16 protein-coding genes are annotated in these 20,076 nt (G+C 41.1%); 6 read left to right on the top strand and 10 right to left on the bottom strand.

Annotation, left to right across the window (positions count from 1 at the left end):
- The first annotated feature begins 4 nt into the window (after positions 1-4).
- Together AC6JAD_RS07700 and AC6JAD_RS07695 are read left to right on the top strand one after the other, a co-directional pair.
- Positions 5-937 carry a glycosyltransferase gene (locus AC6JAD_RS07700; RefSeq protein ID WP_461304850.1) on the top strand — a complete coding sequence of 311 codons (933 nt, stop codon included), beginning with the start codon at positions 5-7 and terminating at the stop codon, positions 935-937.
- A gap of 66 nt (positions 938-1,003) precedes the next feature.
- A complete protein-coding gene (locus AC6JAD_RS07695; RefSeq protein WP_461304662.1) occupies positions 1,004-1,549 on the top strand; it encodes an NADPH-dependent FMN reductase in 546 nt (181 codons plus the stop codon).
- A 140-nt stretch (positions 1,550-1,689) separates the two neighbouring features.
- On the opposite strand, the gene AC6JAD_RS07690 is transcribed toward AC6JAD_RS07695, so the two are convergent.
- Genes AC6JAD_RS07690 through AC6JAD_RS07680 form a run of 3 tightly spaced genes read right to left on the bottom strand, consistent with a single transcriptional unit; the run spans position 1,690 to position 3,917 of the window.
- A complete protein-coding gene (locus tag AC6JAD_RS07690; RefSeq protein WP_497866238.1) occupies positions 1,690-2,133 on the bottom strand; it encodes a ubiquitination-like system serine protease family protein in 444 nt (147 codons plus the stop codon).
- Positions 2,117-3,280 (bottom strand): ThiF family adenylyltransferase, encoded by a 1,164-nt coding sequence (locus AC6JAD_RS07685; RefSeq protein WP_461304660.1) that lies wholly within the window; start codon positions 3,278-3,280, stop codon positions 2,117-2,119. Before AC6JAD_RS07685 ends, AC6JAD_RS07690 begins: the two co-directional genes overlap by 17 nt.
- Positions 3,255-3,917 carry a multiubiquitin domain-containing protein gene (locus tag AC6JAD_RS07680; RefSeq protein WP_461304659.1) on the bottom strand — a complete coding sequence of 221 codons (663 nt, stop codon included), beginning with the start codon at positions 3,915-3,917 and terminating at the stop codon, positions 3,255-3,257. The genes AC6JAD_RS07685 and AC6JAD_RS07680 overlap by 26 nt, the downstream gene beginning before the upstream one ends.
- Positions 3,918-4,357: 440 nt before the next feature.
- On the opposite strand from AC6JAD_RS07680, the gene AC6JAD_RS07675 reads away from it, so the two are divergent.
- Together AC6JAD_RS07675 and AC6JAD_RS07670 are read left to right on the top strand one after the other, a co-directional pair.
- Entirely contained in the window at positions 4,358-4,717 is a 360-nt protein-coding gene (locus AC6JAD_RS07675) for a helix-turn-helix domain-containing protein (RefSeq protein ID WP_461304658.1), read from the top strand.
- Positions 4,698-5,240 (top strand): ImmA/IrrE family metallo-endopeptidase, encoded by a 543-nt coding sequence (locus AC6JAD_RS07670; RefSeq protein WP_461304657.1) that lies wholly within the window; start codon positions 4,698-4,700, stop codon positions 5,238-5,240. Before AC6JAD_RS07675 ends, AC6JAD_RS07670 begins: the two co-directional genes overlap by 20 nt.
- Before the next feature lie 128 nt (positions 5,241-5,368).
- Here the strand turns inward: AC6JAD_RS07670 and AC6JAD_RS07665 are convergent, their stop codons facing one another.
- Complete coding sequence (locus tag AC6JAD_RS07665; RefSeq protein WP_461304656.1) at positions 5,369-5,701, bottom strand: single-stranded DNA-binding protein; 333 nt, start codon at positions 5,699-5,701, stop codon at positions 5,369-5,371.
- Positions 5,702-6,047: 346 nt separating this feature from the next.
- On the opposite strand from AC6JAD_RS07665, the gene AC6JAD_RS07660 reads away from it, so the two are divergent.
- On the top strand, positions 6,048-8,102 hold the full coding sequence (locus AC6JAD_RS07660; protein WP_461304655.1) for a tetratricopeptide repeat-containing sensor histidine kinase: 2,055 nt from the start codon (positions 6,048-6,050) through the stop codon (positions 8,100-8,102).
- A 113-nt stretch (positions 8,103-8,215) separates the two neighbouring features.
- Positions 8,216-8,398 (top strand): hypothetical protein, encoded by a 183-nt coding sequence (locus tag AC6JAD_RS07655; protein ID WP_461304654.1) that lies wholly within the window; start codon positions 8,216-8,218, stop codon positions 8,396-8,398.
- Positions 8,399-8,703: 305 nt separating this feature from the next.
- Here the strand turns inward: AC6JAD_RS07655 and AC6JAD_RS07650 are convergent, their stop codons facing one another.
- The 6 genes from AC6JAD_RS07650 to AC6JAD_RS07625 all read right to left on the bottom strand — a co-directional run bounded on the left by AC6JAD_RS07650 (position 8,704) and on the right by AC6JAD_RS07625 (position 20,044).
- Positions 8,704-8,853: a hypothetical protein gene (locus AC6JAD_RS07650; protein ID WP_461304653.1), complete on the bottom strand. Its 150-nt coding sequence runs from the start codon at positions 8,851-8,853 to the stop codon at positions 8,704-8,706.
- A gap of 112 nt (positions 8,854-8,965) precedes the next feature.
- Positions 8,966-11,227: a T9SS type A sorting domain-containing protein gene (locus AC6JAD_RS07645; RefSeq protein ID WP_461304652.1), complete on the bottom strand. Its 2,262-nt coding sequence runs from the start codon at positions 11,225-11,227 to the stop codon at positions 8,966-8,968.
- Between the two features lie 38 nt (positions 11,228-11,265).
- Positions 11,266-13,344, bottom strand: coding sequence for a CSLREA domain-containing protein (locus tag AC6JAD_RS07640; RefSeq protein ID WP_461304651.1), 2,079 nt, complete (start codon positions 13,342-13,344; stop codon positions 11,266-11,268).
- A 67-nt stretch (positions 13,345-13,411) separates the two neighbouring features.
- Positions 13,412-13,723, bottom strand: coding sequence for a hypothetical protein (locus AC6JAD_RS07635; RefSeq protein WP_461304650.1), 312 nt, complete (start codon positions 13,721-13,723; stop codon positions 13,412-13,414).
- A 149-nt stretch (positions 13,724-13,872) separates the two neighbouring features.
- Positions 13,873-14,103, bottom strand: coding sequence for a hypothetical protein (locus AC6JAD_RS07630; protein WP_461304649.1), 231 nt, complete (start codon positions 14,101-14,103; stop codon positions 13,873-13,875).
- A 295-nt stretch (positions 14,104-14,398) separates the two neighbouring features.
- A complete protein-coding gene (locus tag AC6JAD_RS07625) occupies positions 14,399-20,044 on the bottom strand; it encodes a BspA family leucine-rich repeat surface protein (protein ID WP_461304648.1) in 5,646 nt (1,881 codons plus the stop codon).
- Positions 20,045-20,076 lie beyond the last annotated feature (32 nt).

Genomic DNA, 20,076 nt, shown 5'->3' with positions numbered 1-20,076 from the left:
ATTGATGAAGATTTATGTCTCCACGAATCAGAATTACCCAGCTTTAATGAACGGAGCCGGTTCTGAACGAATAATGGACAATATCGTAAAAGGACTTTCCGAATTGGGTCATGAGGTATTCCATCATATAAAAAAGAAGATAAATGGACCCGCATTTAAAGGAGTGACCTTTGTCTCGCAAATGCCCAAAGAAATAGATATCGCGGTAATACAGGATCTTCCTAGCCTAAGAGAGCCTTTTTATCCAAAAATCCCTTGGCTAAAAACACATCACGGCCCCGGTGGCGCACATTTTATTCATCCCAAACTAATGGACCATATCATTTTTGTTTCCCGTGCGCAGGCTCAATTTCATCAAAGCGAGCGATATGTGTACAATGGAATTGATCCATCCGAATTCATGTACTCAGAGACCAAAGAGGATTATTTGCTTTTTATGGTTTCCCATCTGGAAAGGGCGGTCGATAAAGGGATTGAAATCGCACTACAGTTGGCAAAAAGAACAGGCATTCGTTTGTTGGTGGCTGGAGGTGTTCGCAAGGCAGAAACATTAACTCGTTTTTTACCCATTTTCAATACCCACAATGCCGATTATATAGGGCCGATTTCCGGTACCCAAAAAGGGGAACTTCTTGCGGGTGCCAAGGCCGTCTTATTTCCTACACAATTGAACGAAGCTTTTGGCTTGGTAATTACTGAAGCTTTGATTTCTGGGACCCCAGTTATTTGTAGTGATTTTGGCGCGTGTCCAGAGATTGTAACTTCAGATGTTGGATTCGTATGCGAATCGAAACAGGACTATGAAAAAGCAATTGATAACCTAAATACCATTCAATCGGCGCGTTGCCGTAGTAAGGTCATGACTCAATTCCATTACCTAGAAATGGCCAAAAATTATGTGAGGGAATACGAAAAGCAAATTGCGAATTATGCCTAAAATGCTCAACCCTTTCCTCTTCAAAAATTTTGTTTCTTTGGTATGTTTTAAAACCTATGACTTGTTATGAAAAAAATCACCATTGTATCCGCATCCATTCGAGAAGGCAGAAAAAGTCATTGGGTAGCTCAGAGTTTGCTTGAAGCTTTTGGCATTCATGAAGAAGTGAATGTACAGTTATTAGATCTGAAGAAGTATACCTTTCCCGTGATGGAAATTAGGATGAATCAATTGGATTCATTACCCGAAGGGCTCCAAGAATTCAGTGATGCCCTTTCAACTGCCGATGGGATTATTTTTGTAAGCCCAGAGTATAAAAATGGAATTCCGGGCACTTTAAAAAACGCTTTGGATTTCCTAAATCCTCAAATTATAAAGCGAATTCCCTTTGGGGTTGCATCGGTTACCTCTGGAGGGTTCGGAGGGCTCCTTTGTTTATCCCAACTTAGAACCGTTGGGCTTGCCTTGGGAGGAATTGCCATACCCGAGAAGTTATGTGTGTCCAAAGTGAATGATTTGTATTCGGAGGACGGAACGTTACTGGACGAGAGTCTGCAGGAAAAAATAAATGCTTTCGCCGAGAGTGTTTTGTGGTATGTACAACGCTTTTAATAATTAAAACCCCAGAGCATCGTACAATACCCTGGGTTATTCTACCTTTTTTTAGGTGTTATTTACTCAGCATCAATAATTCATTGCATAGTATTTCCGTAACATATCTTTTATTTCCGTCCTTATCGTCATAAGAGCGGTTAAAAATTTAACCACATCCTAAATTTATCCCAGAATCCCTTTCGGTCATTTTCGCAATTAGTCAGTTCATGCTTTTTAGATTTATGCTTCTCTTCAACGGATTTTTCTGTAGAGCCGTAGTACTTCGACTTTATTCTTTTATCAAAAGTGCGATTGCGTTTGATTCGGCTTTCAGACCAGGTTTTTGCCCATACTACCTCACTATCCTCAATCCAATAATGAGAACGGCATTTGAAACTCCAGTTCCCTATAGAAGGGAATAAACTTATATTCTTTCCGTCATAGGCAAGCTTCCAATCTGTTGGTGAAAGAGGGGTGTTTACTTCCTCTCCACAACCACAAGCGCATAAATGTATTACGGCGCCATATTCTAAAGAAATGTAAACAGTTCCTTCCTCGATTTGGTCTGGCATAAAACCGACAAACTTATACTGCATTTTCATTGTTGAAAATTGTATTGACGTTAATTGAATAAGTGCTATGGAGCTCAAGCCGTTGGTCATTAAAAAACCCATAGTACTTTTTCCATTTCATAACAGCGAACAAAGCATTTAGGTCATTTAGGTCGGCAATTTGAATATTGGACCTGTACTCATCCTCATCATCATTGGCGAAACTGATGATGCCTTTATACATATGTTGCCTATGATCTGGTGTGCTGAGGGTCGTCCGCACAATTCCTAGTAGTTCATCCCCAACTCTCTCGACCCCCAATCCACAATCAATGAATGGTAAGTCTAAGGACTCCAGCTTTTTGAATATAACAGGTTTTAACTCTCCTTTATCAATAGCAATAAAAACGAAATCCAATTTATTTAGCAGGCCTAAGTTTTTCTCGTTGATATAGGTAGGGTGAGGGTAAATATGTTTATGCATTTTACCATACTCTTCAGCCCAATGATCAGCCTTGTTATACCCCATATCAATTACCTCTTTTGTAGTTGGGCTTGGCGCCCTAAATGCATTGTTCTGCTTATAAGTATCTCCATCGAAAAGATGAATTTCAGCAACCAAAGTTTTGGCAACCTTATCCAAAATATAAGACCCAGTACCTCCTAAGCCAATGATTCCTATCTTCAATCCAGATAACTTCTCATTTACAGCTTCAATTTCAGCCTTTGATGAATTGGTATCCGTATAGTGTAGAACCGATTTCTTCTCTTTGGGTTCAATAATCCTACCGGTTCTTGCAGTTGCTTTTGGATAAAAGTGTTGAGCCTGAGCAGACAAAATTTTAATATAGGTCACCATTTTTTCATAATAGGTCGGATACATAGGATTAGGCTTATGCGAAAACATATGGTCTGCCACAATTCCATTCCCAAGGTTCCTGCTATTACTGTTATTTATTAATTTCTTCATTGGAGACCCATTCAGGTCGCAAGGGGTTTCGCCAATAAAATAAACAACATGGTCTTTAGGTTTTGGTGATGGCACGTTAGAAACTAACGTGCCATAAACCAATTCCTTTTTCGAGTTCAAATATGGAACATCGTGTATCAAGAGATAACTACCGGTTATCTCTACCACGTAATCATCATTACGCAGTTCTTTGACCCCTTGGCTATGATTTATCTGTTTTGGTGACATTGAATATCATTTTATTGTTAACAGAAACCACATCGCCTGGAAGCATACTGCCCTCAGGCTTGCTAGGAACACCATTTACATAATTCACAGTGTAAATTATATCAGGATTATTCGATATCTCTCCATAAGCAAGAATCACCACTTCCTCGAAGGATATCTCACCTTTAGACCATTCCTTTGGCTTTGCATTCACTATTACACATTCAATTTCAACAGGAATCTCACAAGTTATAAAGCACGAATTCCTTGTAATGGATATCTTATGCTCAACATCATCTTTGTAGGTAACCTCAACACCACCATTTCTGATTTCAATTAAAGAATACCTATCAGAATTGATGCCAGCGGCTTCCATTATTTCCAAGGGTGTCATAATGCACTCTTCAACTTCGACCTCTTTATCATCAACTTTAATGATGAGTTTTTTGTAGGGCCTAGCTCTGAAACCTTCGATTCCAGCTTTTTTGAGGTCTACTTCCTCACCAAGTTGAATCGGGGTAAACCCCTTTTCATTGATTTTATATAGAAGTTCGAAGTCTTCAACAGGCATCAAGCCTGCTATTTCAAGTATTTGTTGTCCAGTAATTTTAGATTCGCTGGATTCGAATCTTCTATTGTTTACCTTGAATTTATACATGGTATATCTATTTAAAGTTTAAAAAAAATATTACCCCAAGGCTCTTTAAAACCTCAGCGTTGAGGGAAGGTTAAGGATCAAAGCTCTGCTTTACCTTAATTAAATGAGGAGAGAATCTTAAAAAATAGACGTACCTAAAATGTGTTTATATTAATACCATTACAGACGGAAATACCAGATTTGGTAGTTTATAGAAGAATATATACCTTTGTAATAATCACAGAAAAAGGATTTCTGGGCTTACGAAACCCAGATTATTCTTACAATAATACCAAAATCAGGTAGTCATTCTGCCTGATTTTTTGTTTTCAGGTGTTATTTGAAAACAATATGAAACAAAGATAAGCAATTAAATTATACCAGCAAAAAATATAAAAAATTCTTTTATTTTGCTTGGTTTACAAGCAAAATTGTTTATCTTTGTAGTATCCAATATATATATGGTAAGCAACAAACAAGCATTCTACAAGCTTATAGGGAGTAATATTAAAAAGCTCCGTAAGAAAAATAAGATTGGGCAAGAAGATCTAGCTGCTAGGATATATCTAAGTAGATCTTCTCTTTCTAATATAGAAATTGGAAACCAACAACCGTCCCTTCACGCAATTTTTGAGATTGCAATTGCGTTAAATTGTGATGTAAACGACATCCTACCTACAATACTGGAATATAAGACTGGTTTTAGCGAGATAGATGCAAATTATATTGATTTATTGAACAAAAGTACCAATTCCGGTAACGTAAAGACAATAAACGTATTGAAAGAAATTCTTCGAAAAGATGACATCGACAACAATTAGGAACATTGAAAACAAAACAGAAGAGCTTTTGTCTGATTTTGACATGTTACAAGCTCCTGTTAAGGTTGACAAATTGGCGAAATTTCTTGGCGCCACTATTGAGTATCAAGACTTAGATGATGAAGTTTCAGGTTTTTTGGTACGTAAGCACAATAAAAATATTATTGGGGTTAACCAGAATCATCCACCTGTCAGAAAACGGTTCACAATTTCACATGAAATTGGGCATTTAATTTTGCATCTGCATAAGCAGGCGCTATTCGTTGATTACTATAAAGATAAAGGAGCTAAGTTTTATCGTAGTACAAATAAGGAATACGACTATAGAATGGAAAAAGAGGCCAATCAATTTGCCGCTTCATTGCTGATGCCTGAGCCACTAATAGAGGTTGAAATACAAAATTTGCCTGAAAACCTTAATTACTCAATGATGATGATGATGTTAAGCAGAAAATTTAAAGTGAGTACTCAAGCTATGGATTTTAGGTTAAAGGCATTGGGTTACTATGATTATGGTTTTTAGCGTAGTGAAAAGCTAACATTTTCCTCATTATAAGCTTATTGAAGACCTCCCTGTTTAATAAAAAATTATTCTGGAGTTGATGGGTGGTACAACCCCAGAATAATACATGAATTATCATTTTAAAAGTCCTACTTACTAAGCATTAATAGCTCGTTGCATAGTATTTCCGTAACGTATCTTTTATTTCCGTCCTTATCGTCATAAGAGCGATTGGTGAGTTTTCCTTCTATGGCAATCTCCTGTCCCTTTACCACATAATTCTCTACCACATTTACGAGCCCGTTTCGTACTACTACATTGTGCCAATAGGTGCGTTCCACTTTTTGACCATCTTTGTCCTTGTAACTATCATCTGTAGCCAAGGAGAATTTTGCCATTTTGTTCCCATCGTTAAAGGTCACGATTTCTGGTTCTTGTCCTAATCTTCCAATCAACTGTACTTTGTTTCTAAGTGCGTTCATAATTTCTTGTTTTAATAATTAAACAGTTAATACTATCTCACCGTCTTTCGGTTCGACAGTGCAAATATGGAACGTCGACCAATTAACAGTCGGTTGCTACGCACTTACTTTCGTTTATAAGCGTTTGTAAGCGTTTAAAAGTGAATAACCCTGATCGTGCCCCCAACATCCAAGACCGCAAAGAAGGCCCTACTACTGGCGTTTTAATCATATTTAGAATAACTAGTCCCTTTCGTTTCTAAAATTTGCCAAATATTTTCAGTTATTACATGGATTTTGATAGCTTTACACTAACGAAAACTTTCGACCCTTCTTCGTTATCCCCAAATCAATTAACTTTTTGATTATGAATTCGTCAATACCCCTTATGTACAAATTACAGCGATTCAATTTTTTACCCTGCATCCTTCTCCTGCTATGTTTATATAGCCCAAACAACTATGCGCAGGAAAGTGAACCCTCTGTAATTGCAGCACAATTAAAGCAGGATATAGAAGCCGCTACCGAAGGTCCCGAAAAATTGAAGTTATTAGACAGCCTTACCCATTGGATCGAGGATCATGAGTTACCTGGATACGAAACGCAACTGCAGGAAACGATCGACTATGCAATACAAATAGATTCCTCTAAGCGGGCCATACAATACGCAACCAAATTTTTGGATTATCTCGCTCCCGAAACCGCTCAATTTCCGAAGGCCATCGCAACCTTCCAACATTACATCCCAATATTTGAACCGTATCAAAACTGGCCAGAACTCTGTGAGTTTTATATGGAAGGCGGCCGCACCTATGCCATGAGTTCACTCTTTGTGGAGAGTCAAGAATATTTGGATCAGGCATATGCATTAGGCGTCAAGGCACAGGACAGTATATTAATCGGGACGGTAAAAGAACTCAATGGGCATAATTTTGCGATGATGGGTGACTTTGAAAAATCGACCGCTACCCTTCAGGAATCCATCGACATTTTTAGCAATGTGAGTCCATCCGATGCTAATTCCGTTAAAACAAGTTTGTCCATTTTATATTCTCAGAATGGCTTACAACAAGAAGCCAAGTCCATACGGGAAGAGGTGGTTGCTTCTGCCAAATCCCAAGGAGATATCAATTTGGTATACACTACTTTTTACAACCAAGCATTCGATGAAATGCTTCATGGCACCAACGAGGAAAGAATTAGGTATCTCGATTCTGCTGCGATATATGTAAACAATATCGAAGACGACTATCCGCATATCGAATTATCCATTTCCCAACTCAGTGCCTATTCACAAATGGGGGACCTTGAAAAAGCCGAAGGAGCCCGGCGCAAACTAATGGCCCGATTGGACAATGCGGAAGAGACCAATTTCCCGGAATTCTTCCTATCTATGGCGCATTATGAATATGCCAAAGGCAATTACAATCAGGCGGCCAATTGGGCAGAAAGAGAACTCGAGGCACTCCAAGAGACCAATTTCTATGAGGGCATCTACACGGTGAATCGATTTTTGTCAAAAACCTATAATAAGCTTGGACAACACAAAAAGGCATATGACTATTTTGAGACTTACAGAGCAATTAAGGACTCTATAGAAAGTGTGCAAAAAGCCAATGGATTTTCTTACTATCAAACCAAGCTCGAGACAGAGAAGAAGGAAGCCAAGATAGCTGTTCAAAATTCAGAAATACAAGTCTTAGACGCGCAAAATAAGACCAAAAACCAATGGATCATTATTGGTAGTATATTGGCTCTATCTCTCATAGTGATCATAATTTTAGGCTACTATGCGCGCTACAATAGAAAGAAGAAGACCTTGCAAACCGAATTCTCCCAGAATCTAATCAAGGATCGTGAAAGTCAATACGCACATATTGCAAGAGAGCTTCATGACAGTATTGGACAAAAACTGATGTTGCTGGTTAAGAAGACAAACCTAGACAAACGGGAAGAGCTTAAATTCTTGGCAAAAGATTCCCTAGAAGAGGTAAGAACTATTTCCCGAGGATTGCATCCGGACAGCCTAAGGAGTACGGGTATAACCGATGCAATTTCCGCACTCGTAGACAGTATAGACCAGACTACGGATATCATATTTATGCTTGAAGTTGAAAACATTGATGGAACCTTAGGGGACGAACGTGAGTTACATCTCTACAGAATATTACAAGAGTCGCTAAATAATCTTGTGAAGCATTCGGGAGCCAAAGCAGCTTTCGTGGATATTGAAAAATTGGATGGGGAAATAAAAGCGACCGTATCCGATAACGGTAAGGGGTTTTCATTTCAAAAAAGCATCAATAAAGGCTCCCTGGGTATGAAAACCCTTTTGGAACGTGCTGAAATTATAGGCTCCAAGTTGCATATCAATTCACAGGAAAACAAAGGCACTAAAATCACACTTACGATTCCTATTTAATTCAATGGGTAATTAAATTGTTTTCCTTCGGCCTAAAGCGTTTGTGTAGACGACGGGAAAAAGGAACCCTCTCAAAACACGCAAATGAGAGGGTTACTCAACTTAAATCAATTATGAAAGAAATAAACACTACCAGCGTAGTTCGTTATGTTATGACTGCCTACTTCGTACACCCCAAGTTCCAAACCTTCCAGATACACTGTGAAACCAAGGCAGTAGTTCTTACTAACCTAAATGTTCTGGGGGTATGCAAAACCGAAGGTGATGTCCTAGGCACAACAACTGCTTACTACTAGCAATGCAACTAAGTTCATTAGTTTTCCTTCTTCTAAATATGTATTCAATTACTTAAAAATTGAAGAATACTGCAATAAGCAGAAATACCCAATAACTAAGTAGCATTACGTAGGTTCGGAAACCATTAATTTGAATCCTACACCAAACCTTCATTGAGGCGGAATTGAAAAGAAATTACAAGATAATTCTGCAGCAAATAAAGAACCCTCAAAGCATATTGCTCCGAGGGTTGCATTACAGGTCCGCACTTTGACAAGCTTCAAACAAGGTTTGGACCAGAATCAAATTTAATTATGAAAAAAATCTATACAACCATCTGTAGTTCGTTATTGCCTATTACCTGATTTACCCACAGTTCCAACTGGTCCAAGTGCGCCTCGGAACCGTAAGCTATTTCGTAATGGCAATCCGTGATAAGATTGGGATTAATTATTTTCCTAACCTTAGTATTCATATCGACTGTTTTCTGACTGTTTTTCATTCTTGTCTCCCCATTTCTGAAAGAAAAAGGAAATAACCAGAATGCTAAAAGCAATGAACAGCTTGTTACATAATATCCTCATACACTATTGCTTTACGATCCTTTTGGTTACCGAACCATAATCGGTATGTACCTTCAGGAAGTATACGGCCCCTGCCATATCTTCCAAGTTCACTTCCAGAAAATCCAACCCATTTCCTGCTTTTTCAACTACGGTACGTCCTTGCATGTCGTACACTTGTACTAGTTGAATACCAGTTGGGGATTGGATGTATAACATTCCATGGGTTGGGTTGGGGACTATCGCTATATTTCCCAGTAAATTATCTGTCGTTTCAAGTACTGAGGAGTAGAACGACAAGGTAAATCGACCCTTAAATTCACCTTCATTACTGCTGAAATAATAGTCCCCTTCTGAAAGATTAAAGGTTAAATTCAAAAGGTTATCGGTTAAGAATACCGTTGCATCGGAAATAGCATCTCCTTCCATATCTGAGATGGAAATACTATAAGTGGCTTCCTCTTCTACTACTGAGTTGAAGCCCATGAGCACTTTGGCATCTGTGGTAAAGGCCCCTAAGGTCTGTATCCCAAGTTCTTCAGGCCTGTCCTCTAGCTGCGAATACAATGAGATGACTGTAGCCAAACGGTTGCTATCATATCCTGGATCGAAGCCTTCTGTTGCTGTTGGATTGAAGGCCACTAGGGTATTACTACCTAGGCCGTACTCTAAGTTGTTTACTTGGAGCCATATCTTATCTACGTTTTCTTCTGCAAGGCGTAAGGTCGTATTCCCGGTAGCACGACGCATGCCGTTGTTAAAGACAACTTCTCCAGCGCCAAAGGCTTTTACCCCAAACCCTTGAGAAGTCGCGATCATGCCATTAGGTGCCGTGTCCGTACCCGTGGGGTCATTGGCTGCTGCCACACCCCCAGATAGGTTGTACATAGAGATGTCGTCCATGCTAAAGTTGATACCGTTGGCTCCAGGGAAAGAGGCGCTTGGTGGCGTTAAGTGCTCCCAGAAATAAAGCTCGCTTACCAATGCATTGGCATTGATAAAATCGTCGGCAGAAATTGGCGAAGCATAAGGGTTGGCGTAAATGTTGGGCGTTCCATCTGGGTTGCTCGATCCATTGTAAATCGCATCCTGTCGAATCGCACCATTATTAAGCGTCCCCAGATCATAGTTGAAATAGTACGCCTCATTGGCAGGATCGGTATACGAATCCTGTGGACGCACAATATAACCCCTTCCGGGCTCGATGGCTCCCCCAACCATCTGCACCCAGAAGTCGCCGTCTTCGTCGGCAAAATTAGTTCCCCCTTGACTTACGTCTGGGTGAGGAATGAAATTGGCCGGGAGGTGATCCAATACCAAAAAAGCAGTATTGTAAACATCCGTCCGGATTTCTTCTGTCATGGGGCTACCCATGACCATAAAGTCTCTTGTTTGTAGCACAGGAGTAGTAACATTGACACTAATGGACCCATTGTTGGTCACCGTAGCCGTATCATATACCTGCACTAAACTTCCCTGATGCTCTACGATTAAGGTTCCATTTACTACAATATCACCTTGAACTTCTACATACTCATCAGTACCGCCAATGGTTAAGGTAACACCCGAATTAACTATGAGTTTACAAGCCTGAATGTCTCCTGCATTCGTGTTGTAATCGGCAGCAATGACCACTTCCATCGTACTATCTGGGGTACCATTGTCCCAACCAACTCCATCCCAGGTGTTGGTAACTCCAGAACAAACAATAGGTATAGCGGCTCCTGTGCAGTCAAAAGTATCACTCGTAATTTGTACTCCTGGGAAATTGAAACAATCCGCACCAAAACTTCCTCCACAAGCGGTGAAGTTAAGATCGGTAAAGCCTGCTCCCGTTTCGAAACAAATCTCAGGATCTGAAGTCGTTTGTCCTGGCAGGTATTGTAACTTTAAATGCGTAAACAATTTGGGAGTAGTATTAATGATCTGGGCCGAACCGTAAGCAGATTCTGGAGCCAACTGTACATAAGCATAGGAAACCCTGGAATCGGTATTATCTGTGTATATCAAATTCCAATAGTTAGTACCTAATATAGACCCCGTATTATTAAATACCCCCGTACCATTGGAAGCTACCGAAGTGCCAAAGACTGCAGTACTATAATTGATATAGAATTGTCCCGTACCCAAGTATAAGGTTGCCGAACTGGAGACCATGACATCTACCTCATAGTAATCATTGGTTCCATCGTTGGTAACTTGGGCATTTTCCAAGGAAAATGTAACGTCTTGCGCCCAGACACCTCCTGCCATTAGGAATGCAAGTATGTATATTAGTTTTTTCATTTTTCTATGTTTTAAAGGGTTGAGTAAGTAGGTTATTATTAATAGGATTGTCCTTTCCCAAGGTTGGGAATTAGCATTAGATTGATGTCCGTGGTCTGTACTTGGCCATTCATATCAAGATCCGCCTCGCTGTAACCAGCTTCCCCCAACAGAGGTATTACCGAATTGAGGTCTATACTTTGTATCTGGCCGTTACCGTCATAATCGCCTGTAATCATGGCATAGATCCCGTTGCCCATGTCCACTACCGAATTGCTGCCTCCGTCTATCACTGTAGTATCCGAGCTAAAATCGAGCGTAGTAGGGCTAAGATCTGTAATGCTCTGGGTTGAAGCGGAGAGGAGTCCTAAATGACTGCGATGGTTCACCACAATGAAGTAGTCTCCCGGTGCGATGTCTTCCATCAAAAATGTAGTGGTAACTCCATCCACATCTACAATATCCCCATCGCGTTGGATAAGCCCGGACCGAGAATTTAAAACAATACTATTGTCAACTACATCACGTAATTCTACCAACACCCAATCAACAATAGCATCATCGCCCGTAACGTCAAAAACCGTAGCATCGCAGGTTAAGGCATCGCTATAGGGAGAGGTGGTCGGGATATCCCCAGACACCCGTAGATCATCACGCATTAGGGATTCTTCCCCTGAGAATGGATCTGATGTGGGTCCCTGCAAAAAGGCCTTTAGGTTAAGCTGAAGGTCTACTTGTAATTCTACTGCTCCGATATCGTCAGCTCCATAAGCCCCTCTCTCATTACCTATCTGATCATTCGGTTCAAGAATATCTCCATCATATAAAGTGCTAAAGTAGTCAGGACCATTTCCTGCATTGTAAGCAGGACTCGCTGTATTGGATATAGGGTGATGGTACGGAGTAGTTCCGCCATTGTTGGTTAAGGCATCCAATCCCGGATCGGTTACACCCACAATATTGCCATCGACCCCATCGGTCAAACCGCCGCCGATTCCGATAAGATTGTAACTACTGGTACTCTCCAAAGTCCCATTATCGATATCCGGTGAGGTTCCACCGGTATTCCCAGATATGATGGAGTTTTGGGCTTCAATCACCGCAAGGCCATCAAATCTAACAGCTGAAGCGTTTGAGGTGTTTTCGGTGATGGTACTATTGTTGATGTAGGCATAGGATGTATTAGCACCTTGTCCTGTGGCCAATATTGCCGAGGTATTCTGATTCGAGACATTACCACTCATAGTGCAGTTATTCATGTTTAAGGTCACATCAAGACCTACAAAATTGGATGCAAACAGCTTTATAGCATCTCTACCTGTGTTATTAATAAAAGAACAGTTGTTCATGTCAATAAGACCCCCCTCGCTTTCAAAGGCAGCTCCCCATTGGTCAGCAAAGTTGCCCTCAAAGGTGACATTTTCGAACAGCCAATGCGAACGTAATGCAGACATAGCACCTCCCCACCGGGTTTCACTGTTTTTAATGGTCACGTTGGTCATTTTAATATCGTAGTCGGTACTATTCACTCCTAGATTCAGGATAGCACCTCCCCAGTTTGGATAGGGTTCACTGCTTTCAGAATCTCCATTGGCCAAGGTCATATCAGAAAGTTCCAATAGCATATGGGCAAACCCCATATAGAATATCCGACTGCTTTTCTGCGCATCTATGGTTAATAGATCTTCACCAGGCCCAATAACCACGTGATTTCCACCGGTACCTCCAGGGCCACCAAATTCGATTTGCCCAAGCGAAAGAACTATGGTTTGCGGATTATCGAATAAAGAAGAGAATCTAATCGTATCGCGCCCGCTCGTTGTGTTCGATGCATGCACCGCCTCGCGTAGCGAGCAATCCCCGTCGCAGACTCCATCGTCGGTATCCTCTATTTTGGTAACCACAAAGGAGGTGGAGCGAAATCGGTTTTCATTTCTTTCTCTTAGAATAGCTTCTAAGTCAACCTTCTCGGCATAACGCTGTCCTGGTCTTGCCACCTGTCTGTTTGAAGAATCATCTTTGTAAAAGTCGTACGTTCCGTCACTGGTGATCTGGACATTCTCAATATTAGAATTAATGTCCTGGGCCCATATACCACTCACCATTAGTAGTGCTAGTATACATATCAGTTTTTTCATAATATTTTTTTAAGGGTTTATTGAATAGTTTAAAATGATTGTCCTTCCCCGAAAGTTGCTATTCATACTAATTCATTATATAGGGTTCGTATTTATTGTTATCATAGTTGCTTCTGCGCAGTAGTAAGATGCCATCGCCCATTTCCACAACAGCGTTGTTGCCACCATCAATTGGGGAAATATTTGAGCTAAAATGGATGGTCATGTAGGCATTGGATAAGGCAATGGCTTTGGTGTTCTTCGGCTCCAGCTGGTCGGTGATAATGCATTTGCCAATATTTTGGATGAAGCCTAATGGAATACTCCTATGGGCAATTCCCTCCAATAAAATAGAAGAGGTCACCTTGGATTTGTTTTCATTTAATACTGTGCATTTCATTTCTTTGGTCAGGTTTATCGGGGTAAAACTATACACCTCTAGTCATGGCATCTAAAAAAAGTGGGTTACAAAAAGGTTACGGTTATCCTACAAAAGGGTTACGGTTTTTGCGCAAATGGCTTAAGGTGTACATGTTCGATATGGTTTTATTAGAAGCTGCTTAAAAAATTATCTAAGTGTATTGTGGTATCTAGGCTGAGTTTTTTCCATAGCCTATTTCCAATCTTCTTCAAAGTCGATAGTTGGATATTTTGAAGCATCGCAAGTTGATTGGAATCAAAATTCATTCGAAAGAAAACAGAATGCTTACCAAGCACTCCTTCAGCAAAAAAGAAGGCGAATGCCAGAGGGATTGTATAACTCAAAGTTCTCTTTTTCATGTTAACTAATTTCTTTGTAAAGAACTTAAAACAGGAAAGACTGCACCATAAGTATTACTACCTTTTAAATAAGTAGTACTACTTACAAATAGACGTTTCACGCCAGAATTCACCTACAAATAAATGCCAAGACCATCATTTGTGCAGCAAGGAATGGAATTCCCTTCCAGTCCCTTCAACAACCAAAAAACCCTCAATGGGTAGATCCATGAGGGTTTCATTGTTGGCTATTAAGGCCAGAATCAATACATCTAATTCAATAAAAAAATCTAAACTTCAATTATATGGTTTGTCATTAAAAAGATTGTCCTTTCCCAAGGTTAGGGATTAATAATAAGTTGATATCGGTAGTTTGTACCTGGCCGTTCATATCCAGATCGGCCTCACTATAGCCCGAACTTCCAATAAGGGGAATCACCGAATTGAGGTCCGTACTCTGTACCTGGCCATTGCCGTCATAATCGCCCGTATACATCGCATAGATGCCGTTCCCCATATCCACTACCGAGTTGCTGCCTCCATTGATCAAACTGGTGTCACTACTTAAATCTATGGTTGTTATTGATAGAGATAAAGTAAAAGCATTGGCACTCATAAGTCCTAAGTGGTTGGTATGGTTTACCGTAACAAAGTAATTACCATCGGTTTGTAAAAAGGTCAAAGGAGAGGTACCATCGGTAGTCACCACATCACCGTCCCTTTGCAATAAAGCAGACTGGCCATCAATGATGATTGTGGTATCTGTTTCATCACGCAATTCTACCCAGACCCAGTCCACAATGGCATCACTGCCGGTGGTGGTGAGTATGGAAGCGTCTATTGTGGCACCGTCAGAATAGGGAGTGTCTGTTGGAATGACCCCGTCTACCCGTAAATCATCGCGCATCAGCGTTTCCTCACCAGAATTGGGATTGGTGAAGGCTCCCTGGAGGTAGACCTTGGGCGAGACTACAAGACCACAAATAAATCCCCCATCTGTAATCGTCCAATTGGGTCCCAAGGGGTCGGTTATGGTATTTCTTGCGGTTATGCCTGCACAGTAGTTGGAATCGGTATCAAAGATGACATTGGGTTGCAAATTAAGCTGGCTCCAGCTAATAAGCAGATTGTCATAGTTTTCCATGGAAAAAGCCGATCCTGTTAGCATCTCACTTGCATCTGTTAGATTGGAGACGTCCCAGGCATCTAAGGCTTGGTTGAAATTACTAGCGTTTTTAAACATTTCTTCCATACTGGTCACGTTGCTTACATCCCAGTTGTCTAAAGGTTGGTTGAAGTTACTAGCGTTTTTAAACATCAAGCGCATATTGACCAAATTGTCTACTTCCCAGTCATTCAAGGGTTGGTTGAAATTCGTGTTATTGTCAAAAATTCCTCGCATATCTTCCACCGAGCTCACATCCCAGTCATTTAGGGGTTGATTGAAAACAAAAGCATCCCTAAACAAAAAGTGCATATTAATGACATTACTTACATCCCAATTATTAATGGATGAATTTGCCACCATAGATTCGCAATCGTCGAACATTCTACTCATGTCCGTAACATTTGAAAGGTCGGGTGCATCTGTAGCGAGCATATCCATTTCTTTACAGTTGGCAAAGGCACCTTCAAAGTTGGTCCAAGCGTTTGTACCCCATTGTTCTATGGTAAGTAATTGATTTGCATTCTCTGGAGTTGATCCTTCAAAATAAATTCTAGGAAAGGTCCCAAAAACAGTCACGGTTTTGGTGCCGTTTGTGGTATAGGTGTGTGTGATATCTCCCGTAACACCATAATCAATATTTCCATCTCCCCAATCCACACTATAATCGTAGGTTTCTCCAGGAAACGTTGGAATGGTAATGGTTCTAGCACCGGTTCTTGATTCCCATGTGGTTATAAATGCATTTTCATCGTTTCTTACTAATGAAAAATCATTTCCGTCGCCCCCCACATAGCTAAGGGTAAACGGAATTCCGTCAATATCAATACTACTCCCTTCCGGCAAGTTTAAAAATGTACCCACGATGGCATCTGTATCATTATTAGCTATTAAGATCAACTCATCCGTATCACTTGGAAGCAAAATAGAGCTGTCTACAGGTGTAAATGTAGCATTGTTGAGTGTGACAGTTCCCTGAACGCTCACAAATGAATAGTTAGTTCCACTATTTATGTCAGAAGCAAAAGTACCGCCGTCAATTGCTATATTATTTGTTGTAAGGGAAGAAGTGGTTGTATATAGTCCTGGTTGAAAAGTTGCATCATTTTCAATGGTAATCAGACCTCCTGTCATGGATGAAGTAATTCCTTGAAAGACCGTGGTTGACCCTGTAAACGAAGCTTCATTCAGAATGGTTATTGAAGTTTGAGGAACAGTGAAAAATAAGCCCCCCGTAACATTGAGGTATCCAAATGTCAAGTCTGATGCGGATCCACCAATATTGATATTTGAAGAGGAAAAATCTGTAGCAGTACTTTGTAACTCCGTAGTGGTACCAGCCAGACCATCATAGGTAATATTTTCATATAAATCTATGGTTTCTGCTGTATATATAATGCTACCAGCATCATGATTAATAGTTGCATTTGTGGAATTACTATCCACTTCGATATCTCCTCCTGTCAAATAGCTGATGTCTGTTCCTGTTTTAGTGATTGCGGTTTCTTCCGTCAGGAAGATCGTACCCGTAGCGGTAATATCGAACTCAGTGGCTGTTAGTGTTCCAATAATCACATCATTAATGTCATTATATGCAACCTCTCTCATGGAAACAGTGCCAAAGGTCTGTAACAATCTAATATTGTTATCGCCGACACCAAGAGTAGCTCTAGTAGAGCCATTAGCCCTTCCACTTAAAGTAAGTACATCTGCACTAATTACCCCACTAATTTGGTTAATAGATGTAAAAGCGCTAAGATGTAACTCTGATACCCCAGCTGTTTGAACATTTCCAGATAATCTTACTGATCCTTGATCAATTCGAATATAATTTTCCCCCAATGTAGGGTCCGTAGCTGTGATATTCTGGAAGGTGGTATTAATCCCATCACCCACAAAGGTAATTCGAGATGCTTCTAAGGACACATCACCTATAAACGTTACATTACGGTCACTGGCATCATCCATGACAATGGTGTTCGTTGCCTGTAGGGTGGTTGTTCCTGTAATTCTAAAGACAGAGGATCCGAGAATTACATTATCTCCTATACTGTTGACATCGGTGATAGATAATCCCGTAGCGGTGAGTGCATCGAGTACTATGTCGGCATTGGGGCTATCAGCAATGGTAAATACCCCTCCAATATCTATAGCATCCGTTTGTGTGTAATCGGTAATGTCATTTAAGGTGATGTCATTATCAACTCCTGATAACGCCAGGGCATTGGCAAAGTTGATACCATTGGTACCCCCTTCCGCATCAAAAACAATCGCTGCTGTAATGTCTGCCAATAGAACACTCACGGTGGTTGCATCCACTAAGGTAAGACCACTTCCGGAAAGCTCTACGGGATCTTCAAGATTACTAATGGTTAAAGTGGTACCGTCATTAGACAAGGTAATATCGTCATCTGAAGTTCCGCCATTTATATCGGTAATGGTAATCGCTCCATTGGTTAAATCAACTTGTGTTTCCATATTTAACACCGTTATGCTAAACGAACACTCGCTGGTATTTCCATCTTCATCTTCAACCTCAAATGTGTTTACGGTGGTTCCTGTGGGGAAGGTACTGCCACTCGATAAGCCTTCCGTTTGTGTTATTGTGATATCTGCTGTAGCAGAACAATTATCGGTAAACGTAGGGGCAGCATAATTGACTACCGCAGAATTTGCGGCAACAGTGTCTTCTATCACCGTAATATCACCAGGGCAAACAATCGTAGGGGATTCATCATCTGTCACGGTGATTGTAAAGGAACTGGTTGCAACATTTCCCTCATCATCTGTGGCGGTATGAGTAATGACGGTATCTCCCAATGGAAATTGCGATCCAGAAGGCAACCCAGCTGTTTGTTGTATCGTTAAGTTAGCATCACAGTTATCTGAAAAAAATGTGGATCTATCGTAAGTATACGTATAGCCGCAGGTCCCAGTATTTGCAGAGAAACTTATATCTCCCGGATCACTCACGGTCGGGGCTTCGTTGTCCTCCACCGTGATTGTTACCTGGCAGGTAGCCGTCTGGCCGTTGCCGTCGTCCACGGTCCATGTGATGGTGTTATCCCCCACTGGAAGTATAGCACCGTTTAGGGTGTTGTTGTTGTTGAAGTTGTTGGTTACTGTAGCCGTGGTACAATTGTCACTGAAGGTAGGATCGAACTCTGTTCCCTGAATTATGTACTCACATTCCCCGGCATCGGTATCCTTCGTGGCATTCGCTACGCAGGTGATCGTCGGGGCCACGTTGTCCTCCACTGTGACCGTTATCTGACAGGTGGCCGTCTGGCCGTTACCATCGTTCACGGTCCATGTGATGGTGTTGTCTCCTACTAGAAGTGTGGCACCGTTCAAGGTGTTGCTGTTGTTGAAGTTGTTGGTTACTGTAGCCGTGGTACAGTTCTCACTAAAGGTAGGATTAAACTCGGTACCCTGAACCGTGTACCCGCATGTGCCGGTATCGACATCTTTCGTGGCATCCGCTACGCAGGTGATCGTCGGGGCTGCGTTGTCCCCAACCGTGACCGTTATCTGGCAGGTAGCCGTCTGGCCGTTGCCGTCGTCCACGGTCCATGTGATGGTGTTATCCCCTACTGGAAGTGCGGCACCGTTCAAGGTGTTGCTGTTGTTAAAGTTGTTGGTTATTGTAGCCGTGGTACAGTTGTCACTAAAGGTAGGATCGAACTCCGTTCCCTGAACCGTGTACTCGCATTCCCCGGTATCGGTATCCTTCGAGGCGTTTGCTACGCAGGTAATCGTCGGGGCCTCGTCGTCCTCCACCGTGACCGTTACCTGACAAGTGGCCGTCTGGCCGTTGCCGTCGTCCACAGTCCATGTGATAGTGTTATTGCCCAATGGAAGTGCGGCACCGTTCAAGGTGTTGCTGTTGTTGAAGTTGTTGGTTACTGTAGCCGTGGTACAGTTGTCACTGAAGGTAGGATCGAACTCTGTTCCCTGAACCGTGTACACGCATGTCCCGGTATCGACGTCTTTGGTTCCACCAGAAGCACAACTAATTGTTGGATCAGTAGTATCTTCAATAGTCACTGTGGTTTGACAAGAAGCGGATTGATTACCCGTATCTACAATGGTTAAAGTGACCTCATTATCTCCTATATCATCGCAGGTAAAGGTATCTTGTAAAAGAATCCGAGAAAGCACACCTATATCATCACTGCTTCCATTGGTTAATGCATTAAAGGTTGTAGTGACTTCTCCGTTTGCATCTAAGGTCAAGGTAACATTATTAATACAATTTATGGTAGGGGGATCATCTTTAACAATAATATCAAAATCCATATCCACACCGGCTCTGTTTTGCCAGGAACCAAGCAGACTTGTTAATCGGCTGAAATTACCACCGTCATACGGATCTGAGGTAGAAATTTGGAATTCAATATCAAGCGATAATTGTTCAAATGTTATGGAATATTCCTGTCCAGCGGTCACATTTATTGGAGATGGAAACGTAATAATGTCTTCCTGTCCCACTTGGTCTTCGTCCGTGAACTCATATCTATAATTCGACAACAAGGTACTACCTGGACTATGTACCGTGCCTTCAATAAATCCAACAAAAACTTCTGGACTAGGATCTGTAATAAGTTCCGTTCGTACCACAACAGCTTCAATTTGACCGGTACAAGGAGCTACCCAAGATTGAGCAGCAGCGACATGTGTCCTTTCGGTATTGCTATTATTTTGAGTTTGAAAAAAGTCATAAAGCCTTGTACATTCTTGAGCAAAAAGATATTGCGAAAAACACAAGGCGACTACTAGGATACTAATTCTTTTCATGATTGTAAGGTTTGCGGACTTGTTGATTTAAA

The organism is Aureisphaera sp., from assembly GCF_059726885.1.
The sequence above is the reverse complement of the archived record's forward strand: the minus strand, read 5'-3'. Positions and strand labels throughout refer to the sequence as shown.

Bases quoted from the DNA above. Each gene is read 5' to 3' on its own strand.
- AC6JAD_RS07655 (WP_461304654.1), top strand. From the start codon at position 8,216: ATGAAAGAAATAAACACTACCAGCGTAGTTCGTTATGTTATGACTGCC.
- AC6JAD_RS07635 (WP_461304650.1), bottom strand. From the start codon at position 13,723: ATGAAATGCACAGTATTAAATGAAAACAAATCCAAGGTGACCTCTTCT.
- AC6JAD_RS07640 (WP_461304651.1), bottom strand. From the start codon at position 13,344: ATGAAAAAACTGATATGTATACTAGCACTACTAATGGTGAGTGGTATA.
- AC6JAD_RS07630 (WP_461304649.1), bottom strand. From the start codon at position 14,103: ATGAAAAAGAGAACTTTGAGTTATACAATCCCTCTGGCATTCGCCTTC.
- AC6JAD_RS07675 (WP_461304658.1), top strand. From the start codon at position 4,358: ATGGTAAGCAACAAACAAGCATTCTACAAGCTTATAGGGAGTAATATT.
- AC6JAD_RS07685 (WP_461304660.1), bottom strand. From the start codon at position 3,280: ATGTCACCAAAACAGATAAATCATAGCCAAGGGGTCAAAGAACTGCGT.
- AC6JAD_RS07700 (WP_461304850.1), top strand. From the start codon at position 5: ATGAAGATTTATGTCTCCACGAATCAGAATTACCCAGCTTTAATGAAC.
- AC6JAD_RS07650 (WP_461304653.1), bottom strand. From the start codon at position 8,853: ATGAATACTAAGGTTAGGAAAATAATTAATCCCAATCTTATCACGGAT.
- AC6JAD_RS07660 (WP_461304655.1), top strand. From the start codon at position 6,048: ATGAATTCGTCAATACCCCTTATGTACAAATTACAGCGATTCAATTTT.
- AC6JAD_RS07695 (WP_461304662.1), top strand. From the start codon at position 1,004: ATGAAAAAAATCACCATTGTATCCGCATCCATTCGAGAAGGCAGAAAA.
- AC6JAD_RS07670 (WP_461304657.1), top strand. From the start codon at position 4,698: ATGACATCGACAACAATTAGGAACATTGAAAACAAAACAGAAGAGCTT.
- AC6JAD_RS07645 (WP_461304652.1), bottom strand. From the start codon at position 11,227: ATGAAAAAACTAATATACATACTTGCATTCCTAATGGCAGGAGGTGTC.
- AC6JAD_RS07625 (WP_461304648.1), bottom strand. From the start codon at position 20,044: ATGAAAAGAATTAGTATCCTAGTAGTCGCCTTGTGTTTTTCGCAATAT.
- AC6JAD_RS07680 (WP_461304659.1), bottom strand. From the start codon at position 3,917: ATGTATAAATTCAAGGTAAACAATAGAAGATTCGAATCCAGCGAATCT.
- AC6JAD_RS07665 (WP_461304656.1), bottom strand. From the start codon at position 5,701: ATGAACGCACTTAGAAACAAAGTACAGTTGATTGGAAGATTAGGACAA.
- AC6JAD_RS07690 (WP_497866238.1), bottom strand. From the start codon at position 2,133: ATGAAAATGCAGTATAAGTTTGTCGGTTTTATGCCAGACCAAATCGAG.